This window comes from Cobetia sp. 3AK (assembly GCF_029846335.1).
Lineage (GTDB): Bacteria > Pseudomonadota > Gammaproteobacteria > Pseudomonadales > Halomonadaceae > Cobetia > Cobetia marina.
Genome location: NZ_JARWKR010000001.1, coordinates 195,585 through 210,986, shown reverse-complemented (window position 1 = coordinate 210,986; position 15,402 = coordinate 195,585). Strand labels below are relative to the sequence as shown.

Sequence of the window (15,402 nt, the reverse complement as noted above, 5' to 3'; positions counted from 1 at the left end):
TGAGTGGAGTCGTGAATGGCTCCATGGTATCTGCTGCTTTGACGCTTGTCAGCGGCTTTGGCGCAATATAAATCACCTGTCAAGGTAAATGGAGGGATCAGGAGCGAGTGTCATGCCTGGCAATGAGTCAGTCGTAAAGTAATCGTTACACTTGAGCGAGTCAGCGTCGCCAAACACGGTCATCTCAGGCGTAGGCATGGAAAACCTGTGGCTTTGGCCACCACGTGTCTTGCCGTGCAAATGATAAACAGGAACACTGTGCGTTGATTTTGGTCGCCCGAACGGGTGCAAGGTAGACAGTGTGCTGTTCGAATTGCGCGACGCATCCATGAGCATGAATGTCAAAGGGGCCGGATTCCATATGCGCGAGTCGCAATTTCCATCAGGTACTGATGCCCCGGGGACGTCTTTGCGAGTCGTCTCTAGCGGTGCCTCCACTCCCGCGGAGGGAGCGAGTGAATGAGTGTCAATGAGACAGATCAGCAGCTGGTCGAGCGCGCCCAGAAAGGGGATAACCGCGCCTTCGATCTGCTGGTCAACAAGTATCAACACAAGATTCTCGGCCTGATCAGCCGTTATGTGCATGATCATGCCGAAGTCCAGGATGTCGCCCAGGAAGCTTTCATTAAGGCCTATCGCGCCTTGCCCAATTTCCGGGCGGAGAGCGCCTTCTATACCTGGATGTATCGCATCGCCATCAATACCGCCAAGAATCATCTGGTCTCGCGGGGGCGGCGTCCCCCGGGGACGGATCTGGACATCGGGGATGCCGAGGTGCTGGATCAGTCCGGACGTCTGGCGGATGTCGAGACACCGGAAGCGGCCATGGCGCGTGACGAGCTGGAGAAGGTGGTGTTCGATGCCATCGAGAAATTGCCGGAAGACCTGCGCACCGCCATCACGCTGCGCGAGTTCGACGGTCTGTCCTATGAGGATATCGCCGAGGTGATGCAGTGCCCGGTGGGGACCGTTCGCTCACGCATCTTCCGTGCTCGCGAATCGGTGGACAAGGCCATCCAGGGGCTGCTCAGTCCTGCTGCAGCTGGGGCGGTAGCTGACTGAGAGGGGCACTGTTGAAGATGGCGTCTGGCGGTCGAACAGGACCCGACAGGCAAGTATCTGTCTCCGATGGTCTACATCCTTGTCTGCCGAGAAAATTCATCAAAAACAATGGCTTGTTCAGATAGTGCATGAAAAGTGAATGTTTTCTGAATGAATCGCGGAACGAACTGGCGCGCGCGTGATCATAGTGTGCAGATTGCCGGTTCGTTTAGTCGGGCCGCCAAGAGTCATGCAGCGAGCCAGTCGTGTCATGACGCCATTCGTTGTCTGAAATGCAGGTTGTGCCCCGTGATGGCCTGTCGAGTGTGAGGGTATTTACGCATGAATCTTAAGACCACCGAATCCGTGAAGGAGTCGCTGTCCGCGCTGATGGATGCGGAGGGTGACGAGCTGGATCTGCGACGTGTCCTCAAGGGGCTCGACGAATCGCCTGAGGCGGCAGACACCTGGCGTCGCTATCATCTTGCGCGCAGCGTCATGCACCGCGAGCGCGAGAGCAGCTTCACCATGGATATCTCGGCGGCCGTGAGTGCCGAGGTCGAGATGATCTCTCGTGAAGCGCCGGTTGCCGAACCCGTGGCCGAGCGCCGCAGCCTCTTCTCCTTCGCAGGCTCTGCCGCGATCGCGGCGGGTGTCGCGGTGATGGTGATCACCGGTGTGCAGGTCTTCAATGGCACTGACACTGGCGTACCGAGCCTCAACGGCTCAGGCGCGGAGCTGGCCAGCGGGGCTTCAGGCCTGCAGGGTGGCGCGGTGCATCAGGTCAGCCAGCCGTCCGTGAATGCCGAGGCTTCCCAGTGGGCACAACCGAGTGCTGCAGGCGGCCTGATGCAGGTCGGTGTGACGGCTTCTCCGTCGCGTCCCATGTTCATGGCCCCGCAGAATGGCGGTTATGAATCCGGCATGTCGTCCAGCAACGTCGCGGCGGCGGATCTTGCCCAGCGTCGACTGCTTGAAGCGTACCTGAGCAAGTCGTCCGAGCGCGGCCCCGTGCCGGAGCGCAGCGAATGGATCAGTCTGCAGGATGTCGCCCAGTAACCTTCGCTGGATGACTGGCCTGCGATGGCGTCGTTGCCAGGGTAGGTGAAAGCAGCAAGGGTCGACAGGAAAAGAGGGGCAGCCATTGGCTGCCCCTCTTTTTGCGTCTGCATATCCTGGTCGCGTCCGGCCAGCGCCGTCACCTGGCGGTGTGGCCACTCTCCGCCTCAGTCATGTAGATAGCGATCTGCCGTCTGGATGTAGAGCGCCTCGACCTTGGCGCGTGCCCAGGGCGTGCGTCGCAGGAACTTGAGGCTGGAGTTGATGCTGGGGTCACTCAGGAAGCAATTGATGGGGATCAGTTCGCCCAGCGTCTCGAATCCGTAATGGTCGACCAGCCAGGTCAGCAACGCCTTGAGGGTGACCCCGTGCAGGGGGTCGAGACGCGAGGTGGAGGGTGGCGGTGCTTCGCTCATGAGAGTTCCTGTGCGGACATGGGTGTCATCTCGGTCGACCGGGATGAGGGGCAATGGCGGCGGGGTGAGGTGAAGCGTCCCCCTGAAAGGCGTTATTCTACCCGTATGTGCTGCCGGCAGGTGGCGAGATTTCAGGAGTCGGCAAGATGATGCAGGAAGAAGGGCAGGTCACCGGTCATGGCAGGGAAGGGGTGTGGGTCGAGACCCAGCGCCGCTCCACCTGTGGAGCCTGCAAGGCTCGCAGCAGTTGCGGGAGCGGGCTGTTGAGCCAGTTCTCGCGCCGCAAGGCACACCGTGTGCTGATTCATGTGCCGCTTGGCGAGGCGTGGCCGATGGTTGGCGAACGGGTCGTGATCGGTATCGACGAATCCGCCTTCCTGCGCAGTGCCGGACTGCTGTATGGCCTGCCGCTGATGAGTGGCATGCTCGGCGGTATCGTGGCCGAGCAGCTGGCAGGCGCAGGGGCTCTGGTGGTGCCGCTGGGCTTTGCGCTCTCGCTGGCGGCGGGGCTGGGCGTGGTGCGCTGGCATGCCGCGCGTCCTGAGCAGCAGGCGCTGTATCGTCCCCGCCTGCTGCGTCGCCTGGGAGTGGACTCGCTGGCCATCAAGGCTGTCTGACGGCTCTTGTGCTCGGCTGACAGCTGCTCGCGCGCGTGAGCGGCAGTGGTCGACCCTCGCCCGTCCCCGAGAATGCCTGCTGCATGTCGTCTGTCGCTTTCATGCGACCTGAGGTTGCGTCGAGCGCGGTATCATTCGCTGAACTTCAACGCCGTCTTGGCGTCAATGAATGGGACGTCGCTTGCGACGTCAGCATGCTGGATGGCAAGTGACAGCGTGCCTCATAACAAGTGACAGGACGTACCAGGAGTCGCATCGATGAAATCGCTTTCTCGCCTGATGGCGCCCGCGTTGGCCATGGCTGCCCTGATGGGTGCCCAGATGGCCCAGGCGCGTGAACTTCCCGATTTTACCCAGCTGGTCAAGGATTCGGCGCCTGCCGTGGTCAACATCGCGACCACCACCGAGATCAAACGTACCTCGGGGCCGGTGTTCCGTGGCCCGGATGGCCAGGAGATGCCGGAGTTCTTCAAGCACTTCTTCGGTGATCAGTTCCCCGGTCAGGGGCGTGGGGGGATCGAGAAGCGCTCCAGCCTCGGTTCCGGCTTCATCATCTCCGACGATGGCTACATCATGACCAACGCCCACGTCGTGGATGGTGCCGATGAGGTGATGGTGCGCCTGAATGACCGTCGGGAGCTGAAGGCTCAGGTGGTCGGCGAGGACAAGAAGACCGATATCGCGCTGCTCAAGGTCAAGGCGGATGATCTGCCCACTCTGCCGATGGGCGACAGTGATGCCCTGGAAGTCGGTCAGTGGGTGGCGGCCATCGGCTCGCCGTTCGGCTTCGATCACTCCGTCACGGCGGGGATCGTCAGTGCCATCGATCGCACGCTGCCCTCGGATGCCTATGTGCCCTTCATCCAGACGGATGTCGCGATCAACCCGGGCAACTCCGGGGGGCCGCTGTTTGATCTCGAGGGAGACGTGGTCGGAATCAACTCCCAGATCTACACCCGCTCCGGTGGCTTCATGGGGGTGAGCTTCGCGATTCCCATCAATGTGGCGATGGATGTGGCCGACAAGCTCAAGACCGATGGTCGCGTCGATCGTGGCTGGCTGGGGGTCGTCATCCAGCCGGTGTCCAAGGATCTGGCCGAATCCTTCGGGCTGGACCGGGCGCGTGGCGCGCTGATCGCCGATCTTGACCCGGATGGCCCGGCCGCAGCGTCCGGCCTCAAGGCGGGCGACATCATCATGGCGGTCGATGGCGATGAGGTGGAAACCTCCGCCAACCTGCCGCGCATGGTCGGTGCCAGCTCGCCGGGGGATTCGCTCAAGCTTTCCATCCTGCGAGATGGCAAGCATCAGACCCTGCAGGCCAAGGTAGGTCACTGGCCGGGCAGCGATCAGGACAAGATTGCCGCTGCCAGCAATGACAAGCAAGGCCTGGGCATTGCCGTGACCGAGCTTGGCAAGGCGGCGCTGGCAGACATGAACCTCGACAATGGCGTCAAGGTGCTGGAGGTCGACCCACAGGGCGTGGCGGCAGAGGCGGGCATCACTGCCGGCGATGTGCTGGTCGAGCTCAATCAGCAGCCGTTGACCAGCGTGCAGTCGCTGCGTGACGTGGTGGCCAAGCTGCCGGCGGATCGCCCGGTCTCGCTGCGCCTGGTGCGCAACGGTCGCCCGCTGTACATCGCTCTGCGCATGCGCGATGAATGACGCGGACGCCTGCAAGGGAGGCGAGTGACGACGGGGCGCACGGGCGACTGTGCGCCCCGTCTGCATTCAGGGGCGAGCCCCTTCTCGCGGGGCTCGCAAGCATGAGGATTGCCCTGTGGCTGCCGTTCGAACGGCTGGGTGAGAGAGGTGCAAAAGGTAACGCCTTCTATCATCGCCTCAAGTCGGACTGTACAATGCGTGCAATTCGATTTCCGTCGTCTCCCGTGTTGGCCGTGTGATTTCACGGAGACGGGCACAAATACAGAGCAGTGATCCATGACCGAACGCGTAACGCCACCGTCCTTGAAGCATATCCGCAACTTCTCAATTATCGCCCACATCGACCACGGCAAGTCCACGCTGGCTGACCGCATCATTCAGCTGTGCGAAGGCTTGAGTGACCGTGAGCTCAAGGAGCAGGTGCTTGACTCGATGGACATCGAGCGTGAGCGCGGCATCACCATCAAGGCCCAGTCGGTGACCCTCGACTACCACGCCGATGATGGCAATACCTATCAGCTGAACTTCATCGATACCCCGGGCCACGTCGACTTCTCCTATGAAGTCTCGCGCTCGCTGTATGCCTGTGAAGGGGCGCTGCTGGTGGTGGATGCCGGTCAGGGCGTCGAAGCCCAGTCGGTGGCCAACTGCTACACCGCCATCGAGCAGGGCCTCGAGGTGCTGCCGGTCCTCAACAAGATGGATCTGCCGCAGGCGGACCCGGAGAAGGTCTCCCAGGAGATCGAGGAGATCATCGGTCTGGACGCGACGGATGCCTGTCAGGTGTCGGCCAAGTCCGGCATGGGCATGGAAGCGCTGCTCGAGCGTCTGGTGCGTGACATTCCGCCGCCCAAGGGCGATCCGGAAGCGCCGCTGCAGGCGTTGATCATCGACTCCTGGTTCGACAACTACCTCGGCGTCGTCTCGCTGGTACGTATCTTCGACGGCACCCTGAAGAAGGGTGAGAAGATCCGCCTGAAGTCCACCGGCCGCGACTGGGAAACCGGCGCGATCGGTATCTTCACGCCCAAGCGCAAGGAAACCGGTGTGCTGCGTGCCGGTGAGGTGGGCTTCATCGTCGCCGGCATCAAGGACATCATGGGCGCGCCGGTGGGTGACACCATCGTGCACACCAAGACGGCCGACAAGGTCGAGCGTCTGCCGGGCTTCCAGAAGGTCAAGCCGCAGGTCTACGCCGGCATGTTCCCGATCAGCTCCGATGACTACGAGGACTTCCGTGACGCGCTGCAGAAACTGGCGCTCAACGATGCCTCGCTGGATTACGAGCCGGAGAACTCCGACGCACTGGGCTTCGGCTTCCGCGTCGGCTTCCTGGGCACCCTGCACATGGAGATCATCCAGGAGCGTCTGGAGCGCGAGTACAATCTCGACCTGCTGACGACTGCGCCGACGGTGATCTACGAGGTGCTGATGGACAACGGCGACGTGCTGCCGGTGTCCAACCCCTCGAAGCTTCCGGACATGGCCAACGTCGATGAACTGCGTGAGCCGATCTGCCGCGCCACCATCCTCGTGCCACAGGAATACGTCGGCAACGTCATCACCGAGTGCGTCAATCGTCGTGGCGTCCAGCTCGACATGCAGTTCCTGGGCAGCCAGATCCAGCTGGTCTACGAGCTGCCGATGGCCGAGGTCGTGATGGACTTCTTCGATCGTCTCAAGTCCATCTCCAAGGGCTATGCCTCTCTGGATTACAGCTTCGAGCGTTTCGAGGCGGCCAAGCTGGTACGTCTGGACGTGCTGATCAATGGCGATCGCGTCGATGCGCTGGCGGCCATCATCCACCGCGACCATGCTCACGGCCGTGGCCGACTGCTGGTCGAGAAGATGAAGGAACTGATTCCGCGTCAGATGTTCGACGTGGCGATCCAGGCGGCCGTCGGTGGCCAGGTCGTGGCACGCTCCACCGTGAAGGCGCTGCGCAAGAACGTGACCGCCAAGTGCTATGGCGGCGACGTCAGCCGCAAGAAGAAGCTGCTCGAGAAGCAGAAAGCGGGCAAGAAGCGCATGAAGCAGGTCGGCCGGGTGGAAATTCCCCAGGACGCCTTCCTTGCCGTGCTCAAGATGAACGACTGATGCAGGCCGCCGGCTGGCGGCCTGCCCCAAGACCCAGGGCAGACAGGGATGACGATGGATTTCTCGCTAGTATTGGTGATTGCCGTAGCGGTAGCCGGCGTGGTGTGGCTGATAGACCTGATTGCCCTGCGCGGTGCGCGCAAGGCGCGTCTGGCCAAGGCCGAGGCATCCGTCGAAGGGGAGCTGGACAGTGGTACGCGTGAGAAGCTGACGCGGGACCCGTGGCTGGTGGACTATGCCAAGTCGTTCTTTCCGGTACTGTTGCTGGTGCTGGTGGTGCGCTCATTCGCCTATGAGCCGTTCCAGATTCCCTCCGGCTCGATGCTGCCGACGCTCAAGATCGGCGACTTCATCCTGGTCAACAAGTATGACTATGGCCTGCGCCTGCCGGTGGTCGACACCAAGGTGCTGGAGGTCGGCGAGCCCGAGCGTGGTGACGTGATGGTGTTCCGTTTCCCGGAGGACCCGTCCACCAACTTCATCAAGCGCGTCGTCGGTCTGCCCGGTGACACCATTCGCTATGAGGGCAAGCAGCTCTACGTGAATGGCCAAGCGGTCAGCAAGACGCTCAATGCGCGCAATGTCAGTGAGCAGCCCGGCGAGAGTCTGCTGGATGAGACACTGGGGAAACACGCCCATCAAATCTACAATAACCCTCAGGACCCCGGCCCGCAGATGCGCGAGATCCGGGTGCCTGAAGGCCAGTACTTCGTGATGGGTGACAACCGCGACCATTCCAACGACAGCCGCTACTGGGGCTTCGTGCCGGAAGAGAACATCGTCGGCAAGGCGGTCGCGGTGTGGATGCACTGGAAGGACGGATTCCCGGACTTTTCCTCGGTACGCCTGATTCATTGATCAGTGCATTGACCGGGCCGCCGAGAGGCGGCCCGGTCGTGTCTGGCAGCGCCGCCCGGCGGCGTGCCAGTACCGCAAGGACGGATCTTTCGACATGGGACGATGCGTCGTGCCTGCCATGTCAACCTGCTGTTCATCATGTCGGACCCGAGGCCACGAGCCTGCGGGCAGCGCGGCTGACGAATATCGGATTGGGATGGTGGCGATCGGCAACTCCTCAAGCCGTGTAGGCTTCGGGCATCGCGAAGCATGTCGATGACGACAGGCATCAGCCGTCAAGACTGATGCACCATTCGACAGGACGCCTGCGGGCGTCAGCGACAAAAAGAGAGTAGGGAGACCTGTGAGTAGCCCGCTGAATGCCTTTGTAAAGCGTATCGGCCACACCTTCGAGGATGCCAGTCTGTTGGAACTGGCATTGACCCATCGAAGCTATGGTGGCCAGAACAATGAGCGGCTCGAGTTTCTTGGCGATTCCATCGTCAATTTCGTGATCGCCGAAGCGCTGTTCCTGCGCTTCCCCCAGGCCCGTGAGGGCCAGCTGTCACGCCTGCGTGCGCGTCTGGTCAAGGGCCAGACCCTGGCGGAGCTTGCCCGTGAGTTCAAGCTGGGCGAGAACCTGCGCCTGGGCTCCGGCGAGATGAAGAGCGGCGGTCATCGTCGCGAATCCATCCTGGCTGACGCCGTGGAAGCCGTGATCGGTGCCATCTATCTGGATGCTGGCATGCAGGTCGTGCGTGAACACGTGCTGCGCTGGTACGACAGCCGTCTTGAGGCGTTGAACCTTCAGGACACCCAGAAAGATCCCAAGACACGTCTGCAGGAATTCCTGCAATCGCGTCAGGCGGCCCTGCCGCGCTATGAGGTGACCAGCGTCGAAGGCGAAGCGCATTCGCAGACCTTCAGCGTCGATTGCCACGTCGAGATGATCGACACCAAGACCACAGGCGTCGGCTCCAGCCGTCGCCATGCTGAACAGCAGGCGGCCGAGTTCGCGCTGCAACTGCTCGAACCTGCCCGCGGAGGCCGCTCATGAGCCATACCCCAGAAGACAACGTCACCCCGAGCGGCGACGCCCCTGATGCCTCTACCGAGACGCACACCGGCAACGCCGATGCCCTCGAGGGCATGCTGGCGGCCGCCGGTGTCAGCGATCAGCCGCTGCCGGATACCCGCTGTGGCTTCGTCGCCATCGTCGGGCGCCCCAATGTCGGCAAGTCGACGCTGATGAACCACATCCTGGGCCAGAAGGTCTCGATCACCTCGCGTCGTCCGCAGACCACACGTCACCAGGTGATGGGCATCCACACCGAGGACGGCACCCAGTGCGTCTTCGTCGATACCCCGGGGATCCACATCATGCAGCGCGATCGCAACAAGGCGATCAACCGCTTCATGAACCAGACCGCCACCCAGGCGCTGCGCGATGTGGACGCCGTGGTGTTCATCGTCGACCGCACCCGCTGGATGGAAGAAGACCAGATCGTGCTCGAGAAGCTGGCCCACGTGAAGGCGCCGGTGATTCTCGTCGTCAACAAGATCGACTGGCTGAAGGACAAGACCACTCTGGCCCCTTGGCTCCAGAGTCTGCAGGAGCGTCGTGACTTCGCGGCCATCATCCCGATGTCGGCCAAGAATGGCACCAACATCGACCTGCTGCTCGAGAACGTGATGGGGCGTCTGCCGCACGGCGAGCACATGTTCGCGGATGATCAGATCACCAACAAGAGCTCACGCTTCCTGGCCTCCGAGCTGGTGCGCGAGAAGGTGATGCGTCAGCTGGGTGACGAACTGCCGTACCAGATGACCGTCGAGATCGAGGAATTCAAGACCGATCAGCGCGGCACGCTGCACATCAGCGCGCTGATGATGGTCGAGCGTCAGGGCCAGAAGAAGATCCTGATCGGCGAGAACGGCGAGCGCATCAAGAACATCGGTCGCGAAGCGCGTCTCGAGATGGAGCGTGCCTTCGATGCCAAGGTGATGCTCAACCTGTGGGTCAAGGTCAAGCGTGGCTGGTCGGATGACGAGCGCGCCCTGAAAAGCCTGGGTTACACCCACGACAAGGACTGATGCTCCCCGCACCCGTGGTGCGGCAGGCAAGACGACTGCCGCGCCACGGGTGCCCTCATCAGTCGAGCATCGCCTGATGCTCGGCGTTCGCCTCTGCCGGATGCCATCTTCCCTGTCCGCAAGCCCTCTCTGTCGTGAGCCTGTCCGATGACGCCGCAACCGGCCTTCCTGCTGCATCGCAAGCCGTATCGTGAAACCAGTGCCATCATCGAGTTGTTGACCCTCGAGCATGGTCGGGTGCGCGCGGTGGCACGCGGTGTCCAGCGTCCGGGCAGCAAGTCGCGGGCGCGACTGCAGCCGTTCACTCCCCTGCACGTCACCTGGCGCGGGGAAAGCGATCTCAAGACGCTCAACCTGATGGAGACCGGCGGCAGCGCCAGTCTGCTGGCGGGGGAAGGGCTTCTGTGTGGCTTCTATGCCAATGAGCTATTGACGCGCACCTTGCCGGTGGAAATGCCGGTACCGGAGCTGTTCGCCCTCTATTCGCTGACCCTGGATGACGTGGCGCTGCCTGCTCGTCGCGCCCCGGCACTCAGGCGACTGGAATACACCCTGCTGGAAGCCCTTGAGCAATTGCCGCAGTTTCGTACGCTGGAGGATGCCCCTCTGATGCCCGACGTGCGCTACGACTATGTCGCCAGCGAGCGGCGTTTTCGCGCCCAACCCGAGGGGGCGGCAGGTATCGAGGGGCGTGCCTTGAAGCTGCTGGCCAGTGAGGACTGGGGGCACGCCGGCCTGTCGCGCGAGAGTCTATGGCTGGCGCGGCGCGCACTGGCGCCATTGTTGGGAGAGCGTCCGCTGCGCTCGCGTGAACTGATGCGTCAGCTGACCGCCCGGCGACGTGAAAGTCGTCAGACAGGATGATGCGGGCCTTGCCTGCAGGTCGTATCCTGTCGTCATGCAAGCTGTCTTCGTCATGGCACCTGTTGCCATGCCTATTTTCCATCTCCATCGCTAGGAGCTGATCATGCACCCGCTGCGTATCCTGCTCGGGGTCAATATTGACCACATCGCCACTCTGCGCCAGGCGCGTGGCACCCGTTATCCGGACCCGGTCCAGGCCGCGCTGGTCGCGGAGGAAGCCGGCGCCGATGGCATCACCGTGCACCTGCGTGAAGACCGTCGCCATATCCAGGAGCGCGACGTGCGTCTTCTGGCCGAGGTGCTCAATACGCGCATGAATCTCGAGATGGCCGTCAGTGACGAGATGCTGGCGCTGGCCGAGGAAGTGCGTCCGGCCAATGTCTGCCTGGTGCCGGAGAAGCGCGAGGAACTGACCACCGAGGGTGGTCTGGATGTCGCCGGGGATCTGGAACGCATCCGCGCGGCCTGTGAGCGTCTCGCGGCGGCGGGCTGTGAAGTCTCGCTGTTCATCGACCCGGAGCCTGAGCAGATTCGGGCCGCCTTCGAGGCCGGGGCGCCAGTCGTCGAGCTTCACACCGGTGCCTACGCGGATGCCAGCGGTGAAGCGGCGCGTGTCGAATTCGAGCGCATCGCGGCCGCAGCCGAGCTCGCCAACGAGCTGGGCCTGATCGTCAATGCCGGGCATGGTCTCAACTATCACAACGTCGAGGCCATCGCGGGCATCTCGGGGCTGAACGAGCTGAATATCGGTCACGCGATCATCGCGCGCGCCATGTTCGTCGGCCTCAAGGAGGCCGTCATCGAGATGAAGCGCCTGTGCATCGCAGGCCAGGAAGCGGGGCTGATGGCAGCGCTGGATGCGCACGACCATGACCATGAGCACGATGAGGATCATGAGCACGTGCAAGGGTCAGGCTGCTGCGGATGATCGTCGGGATAGGCACGGACATCGCGCGAATCGAGCGTTTCGAGGCCGGCATGGCACGTCACGGAGAGCGCTTCGCTCGGCGTCTGCTCGGAGCGCAGGAGCTGGCACGCTTCGCGGATCACCCCCAGCCGGCGGCTTTTCTGGCCAAGCGTTTCGCGGCCAAGGAAGCCTTCGTCAAGGCGCTGGGGACCGGGCTGCGTCAGGGCATGCGTTTCACCCAGATCCAGGTGGTGAACGATGCGTTGGGCAAGCCGTCCTTCGTGCTGTCAGATGAGGCGGAAGCGCTGACTGCGCGTGCCGGGATTCGTCATCTGCATCTGTCGATCAGTGATGAGCGTGATCAGGCCATCGCCTTCGTGGTGCTGGAGCGCTGAGCATCCGCTGACCGCTGAAAGTGCTGGACATGACAACGCCACCCTCGCCTTGCGGCCAGGGTGGCGTTGTCGTTGTCGGCAGTGGGATGGTGAGGAGGGGGCGTAAAAGGGAAGAGAAAGAGGATTGGCGAAGAGCGGATGCCGTCATCAGCGCTCTCGACCAGTGCTCTCGCTCAGCGCTCGCGGTCCGAGGCGTCGGGGCGCGACTCTGCCAGGAGCAAGGTGGCTTCCTCGCTCTGCGCCCACTGGGCAAGGCTTGCGATGGCATCGAACAGCGCGGCGACGTCGTCCTCCAGCTGATCCAGGCCACTGACGCGCAGGCGTGTCTCCAGCGCCTCGACCAGCAGTGCCAGGCGCGGCACGCCACAGTAGCGGCAGGCGCCATTCAGATAGTGCACCCCATCGAGCATGGCCTCGCCATCCTGTACCGCCCAGGCCCTGCGGATGGTGACCACACTCTCCGGCAGGCTCTTGATCAGCAGTCCCAGCATCTCCAGGGCCAGCGCCTTGCGCCCGCCGGCCATCTCGATGCCCAGTGCCATGTCGACGATGGGCAGTTCGCCATCCTGCTCGCTCAGACCCTCGAACGCGGCGGGCATGGGAGGTGTACCCTCGGGGCACTTGCCACGCTCGATACTGCCGGCGTCAGTGGCACTGGAGAGGGGGGAGAAGGCGGGGGCCGTGTCGTGTGGCGGGGTCTTCGGCACGCTGAGCGTGATGCCAAGGTGACGGCTCAGCATGTTGGCCAGCAGGTGCTCGTCGACCGGCTTGATGAGGTAGTCATCCATGCCCTCGGCCAGCAGCTCCCGGCGCTCGTGTGCCAGGGCGTGCGCGGTCAACGCGATGACGGGAAGGTGCTCATGGCGCATGCGCTGTTGATGGCGCAGAGCCTTGGTGGCTTCCAGGCCGTTCATGCCCGGCATCTGGATATCCATCAGTACCGCATCCACCGGCTGCTGCTGTGCCAGGGCCAACGCTTCCTCGCCACTCTGGGCGGCCAGGGTATCCAGTCCCATGTCGGTGAGCAGTTCCTCGGCCAGCAGGCGATTGGAGGGGTTGTCATCGACGACCATCACGCACTTGCGCGTCATGTTCGGCGTCTCCGCAGGCGTGGCAGCCTGAGGCAGCCCGTCAGGCATGGGGGAGGCAGGCGGCGCCTCGGGGGCCCGCGGCGATGCCGGCGAGCGCTCCGGGAGCGGAGCGGAAAGATCAGGCGTCAGCCGCCCGGCCGTGGTGCCATCCTCCAGCGGCGTGAAGGCCGGCAGCTCCTGGAGGCGTGGTGTGTCGCGCCGCGGTGAATGCAGCAGGTTGGCCAGCTTGTGGCGCATCTGCAGGCGTGTGACCGGCTTGCTGAGCAGTTCGTCGATCCCGTATTGCTGCAGGTCCTCGATATTGGCCGGCAGTGGTGCATTCAGCAGACACAGCACGCGACACGGCAGGTGCTTGAGGCGCTGACTCCATTCCTCCAGCCGCTTCAGGTCACGGCTTTCCAGGGCGACTACCACGAGATCAGGCTGCTCCTCGATGCCGACGAGGTCCAGCGACCAGCGCGAGAGCAGGTAGCTCAGGGCGCGGCGCGTGGCCGGGTGTGGCTCGATGAGACAGATGCGCTGATGATCGAAGACGATCTCGCGCGGGCGCTCCTCGATGCTGCTGACGGCCACCGGCACGCTGAACAGGAAGGTGGAGCCATGTCCGGGCAGGCTTTCGACCTGGATCTCGCCACCCATCTGTTCCACCAGGCGCTTCGAGATCATCAGGCCCAAGCCGGTGCCGCCGAACTGGCGGGCGCGGGACGGGTCACCCTGGGAGAAGGCCTGGAACAGGCGGTTGCGTTGCGCACTGTCCATGCCGATGCCGGTATCGGCCACGGCAATCTTCAGGCGGGTACTGCTGCCGGAAAGGTCATCCACCATCACGCGGACGATGACTTCGCCCTGCTCGGTGAACTTGACCGCATTGGCCACCAGATTGGTGACTACCTGCTTGATGCGCAGCGGGTCACCCTCGAAGCGTTGTGGCACGTCATCGTAGACCAGCCCCAGCAGGTGCAGATGCTTGCGATGCGCCTCCGGGGCGTGCATCGCCAGCACTTCCTCGATGAGCGGCTCGATGTCCATCTGGACCTTCTCGAGCTCGAGCTTGCCGGCCTCGATCTTGGAGAAGTCCAGGATGTCATTGATCAATGACATCAGCGAGGAGGAGGCGTTCTGCATGTGGCCCAGCCAGTCGCGCTGGCGGTTGTCCAGGTCACTGCGCCCCAGCAGGTTGCTGAAGCCGATGATGCCATTGAGCGGCGTGCGGATCTCATGGCTCATGTTGGCAAGGAATTCCGACTTGATGCGGTTGGCTTCCAGCGCCTTGCGGCGTGCCATGTCCAGTTCGATGTTCTTGATCTCGACGGTTTCCATCGATTCGTGCAGGTCACGCGTCGTCTGGTCGATCTGGTCCTGCATGTCTTCCCGCGCGCGCTTTAGCTGCTCGACGCTGAGATTGTAGTGCTCGGCCAGCTCGCTCATGTCGTCATTGCCCTGCACCGGTAGACGCTGGTGAGTCTCGCCGCGCGCGAGGCGGGTCATGGCTTCGCCGAGGTCATGGAAGGGCTGCAGCATGCGACGTGAGGCATGGTAGGCGAACAGCAGCAGCGCCAGTCCGAAGACCAGGTTGGCCAGCCCATAGCCGACCAGCAGCTGATAGCGGTGCAGCACGATACGGGTATCGGAGGCCTCGAGAATCAGCCAGGAGATGCGGTCTCCGCGTCGTGCCTCCCGCCATGGGTCGATCACCGGTGTCACCAGCACCAGCGCGTCGGGGGCTTGCGGGTAGGCGTCGCTTTCCAGCAGCGAGCTTGTCTGTGGACGTTGGCTCGGCCCCATGTGAAGCAGGGTGCCACCCTCGGGGGGGCGCAGCGTCAACCCTCGCACGTCGCGTTGATCGATGAGCATCTGTGCCAGTTCATGCAGACGCTGGTCGTCGGCTTCCAGGGCGGCATTGGCAAGCCCGGGCATGATCGCCTGCACACTGGCCTGCAGACGCTGCATCATGGCGGTGCGTTCACGACTGATCTCACGATCCACCACATAGAGGCTGAACAGCAGGCTCGTGGCAAGCGGCAGCAGAAGCAACGCGAGCTGAAAGCGGGTTCTAAGCAGCATGGCAGTCCATCGCGACGGGGCAGCGAGCCAGAGACTCGGATGCCGCAGGAAGAGGAAAACAGGGTTGCAGTGCCGCACCATTCGTAGGTGACGTGTCCGAGGGCCTGCGTGCAAGGCCCGCACAGCCGCCAGCGACGAGCGGCGTGCGAAAGCCAGGCTCAAGCATACCTTCCAGACTGCAGTGATGCGATGGTTCGCGCCCTGACAGGGAGGTGGCGGGAGCGATATACTGCGCACATCTTCTACACCCCCGAC

Annotated in this window: 13 protein-coding genes; 11 read left to right on the top strand and 2 right to left on the bottom strand. The window is 63.0% G+C overall.

What is annotated here, in order from left to right; genetic code table 11:
• The first annotated feature begins 459 nt into the window (after nucleotides 1-459).
• Both rpoE and QD228_RS00895 read left to right on the top strand, forming a co-directional pair.
• Nucleotides 460-1,062 (top strand): RNA polymerase sigma factor RpoE, encoded by a 603-nt coding sequence (gene rpoE, locus QD228_RS00900; protein ID WP_077372152.1) that lies wholly within the window; start codon nucleotides 460-462, stop codon nucleotides 1,060-1,062.
• 321 nt (nucleotides 1,063-1,383) lie between these two features.
• Nucleotides 1,384-2,100 (top strand): sigma-E factor negative regulatory protein, encoded by a 717-nt coding sequence (locus QD228_RS00895; RefSeq protein ID WP_084209119.1) that lies wholly within the window; start codon nucleotides 1,384-1,386, stop codon nucleotides 2,098-2,100.
• 167 nt (nucleotides 2,101-2,267) lie between these two features.
• Here the strand turns inward: QD228_RS00895 and QD228_RS00890 are convergent, their stop codons facing one another.
• Nucleotides 2,268-2,516, bottom strand: coding sequence for a VF530 family protein (locus tag QD228_RS00890; protein ID WP_084209118.1), 249 nt, complete (start codon nucleotides 2,514-2,516; stop codon nucleotides 2,268-2,270).
• Nucleotides 2,517-2,662: 146 nt separating this feature from the next.
• Here QD228_RS00890 and QD228_RS00885 point away from each other — a divergent pair, with 146 nt between their 5' ends.
• The 9 genes from QD228_RS00885 to acpS all read left to right on the top strand — a co-directional run bounded on the left by QD228_RS00885 (nucleotide 2,663) and on the right by acpS (nucleotide 11,992).
• Nucleotides 2,663-3,133, top strand: coding sequence for a SoxR reducing system RseC family protein (locus QD228_RS00885; protein ID WP_077372161.1), 471 nt, complete (start codon nucleotides 2,663-2,665; stop codon nucleotides 3,131-3,133).
• Between the two features lie 258 nt (nucleotides 3,134-3,391).
• On the top strand, nucleotides 3,392-4,798 hold the full coding sequence (locus tag QD228_RS00880; RefSeq protein WP_065392616.1) for a DegQ family serine endoprotease: 1,407 nt from the start codon (nucleotides 3,392-3,394) through the stop codon (nucleotides 4,796-4,798).
• A 276-nt stretch (nucleotides 4,799-5,074) separates the two neighbouring features.
• A complete protein-coding gene (lepA, locus tag QD228_RS00875) occupies nucleotides 5,075-6,895 on the top strand; it encodes a translation elongation factor 4 (RefSeq protein ID WP_077372164.1) in 1,821 nt (606 codons plus the stop codon).
• Between the two features lie 54 nt (nucleotides 6,896-6,949).
• Nucleotides 6,950-7,753, top strand: a complete 804-nt coding sequence (gene lepB / locus QD228_RS00870) for a signal peptidase I (protein ID WP_077372167.1) — start codon at nucleotides 6,950-6,952, stop codon at nucleotides 7,751-7,753.
• A gap of 343 nt (nucleotides 7,754-8,096) precedes the next feature.
• Nucleotides 8,097-8,789: a ribonuclease III gene (rnc, locus tag QD228_RS00865; RefSeq protein WP_077372170.1), complete on the top strand. Its 693-nt coding sequence runs from the start codon at nucleotides 8,097-8,099 to the stop codon at nucleotides 8,787-8,789.
• Between the two features lie 92 nt (nucleotides 8,790-8,881).
• Nucleotides 8,882-9,826 (top strand): GTPase Era, encoded by a 945-nt coding sequence (era, locus tag QD228_RS00860; protein ID WP_077373161.1) that lies wholly within the window; start codon nucleotides 8,882-8,884, stop codon nucleotides 9,824-9,826.
• Nucleotides 9,827-9,973: 147 nt separating this feature from the next.
• On the top strand, nucleotides 9,974-10,690 hold the full coding sequence (recO, locus tag QD228_RS00855; protein ID WP_077372173.1) for a DNA repair protein RecO: 717 nt from the start codon (nucleotides 9,974-9,976) through the stop codon (nucleotides 10,688-10,690).
• Nucleotides 10,691-10,793: 103 nt separating this feature from the next.
• Complete coding sequence (gene pdxJ / locus QD228_RS00850) at nucleotides 10,794-11,618, top strand: pyridoxine 5'-phosphate synthase (protein WP_077372176.1); 825 nt, start codon at nucleotides 10,794-10,796, stop codon at nucleotides 11,616-11,618.
• Nucleotides 11,615-11,992, top strand: a complete 378-nt coding sequence (gene acpS, locus QD228_RS00845; RefSeq protein WP_077372179.1) for a holo-ACP synthase — start codon at nucleotides 11,615-11,617, stop codon at nucleotides 11,990-11,992. Before pdxJ ends, acpS begins: the two co-directional genes overlap by 4 nt.
• Before the next feature lie 173 nt (nucleotides 11,993-12,165).
• On the opposite strand, the gene QD228_RS00840 is transcribed toward acpS, so the two are convergent.
• A complete protein-coding gene (locus tag QD228_RS00840) occupies nucleotides 12,166-15,147 on the bottom strand; it encodes a response regulator (protein WP_279874129.1) in 2,982 nt (993 codons plus the stop codon).
• Between the last annotated feature and the right edge of the window lie 255 nt (nucleotides 15,148-15,402).

Excerpts from the sequence above, each read along its gene's own strand:
- rpoE (WP_077372152.1), top strand. The coding sequence starts at position 460 with ATGAGTGTCAATGAGACAGATCAGCAGCTGGTCGAGCGCGCCCAGAAA.
- QD228_RS00895 (WP_084209119.1), top strand. The coding sequence starts at position 1,384 with ATGAATCTTAAGACCACCGAATCCGTGAAGGAGTCGCTGTCCGCGCTG.
- QD228_RS00890 (WP_084209118.1), bottom strand. The coding sequence starts at position 2,516 with ATGAGCGAAGCACCGCCACCCTCCACCTCGCGTCTCGACCCCCTGCAC.
- QD228_RS00885 (WP_077372161.1), top strand. The coding sequence starts at position 2,663 with ATGATGCAGGAAGAAGGGCAGGTCACCGGTCATGGCAGGGAAGGGGTG.
- QD228_RS00880 (WP_065392616.1), top strand. The coding sequence starts at position 3,392 with ATGAAATCGCTTTCTCGCCTGATGGCGCCCGCGTTGGCCATGGCTGCC.
- lepA (WP_077372164.1), top strand. The coding sequence starts at position 5,075 with ATGACCGAACGCGTAACGCCACCGTCCTTGAAGCATATCCGCAACTTC.
- lepB (WP_077372167.1), top strand. The coding sequence starts at position 6,950 with ATGGATTTCTCGCTAGTATTGGTGATTGCCGTAGCGGTAGCCGGCGTG.
- era (WP_077373161.1), top strand. The coding sequence starts at position 8,882 with ATGCTGGCGGCCGCCGGTGTCAGCGATCAGCCGCTGCCGGATACCCGC.
- recO (WP_077372173.1), top strand. The coding sequence starts at position 9,974 with ATGACGCCGCAACCGGCCTTCCTGCTGCATCGCAAGCCGTATCGTGAA.
- pdxJ (WP_077372176.1), top strand. The coding sequence starts at position 10,794 with ATGCACCCGCTGCGTATCCTGCTCGGGGTCAATATTGACCACATCGCC.
- acpS (WP_077372179.1), top strand. The coding sequence starts at position 11,615 with ATGATCGTCGGGATAGGCACGGACATCGCGCGAATCGAGCGTTTCGAG.
- QD228_RS00840 (WP_279874129.1), bottom strand. The coding sequence starts at position 15,147 with ATGCTGCTTAGAACCCGCTTTCAGCTCGCGTTGCTTCTGCTGCCGCTT.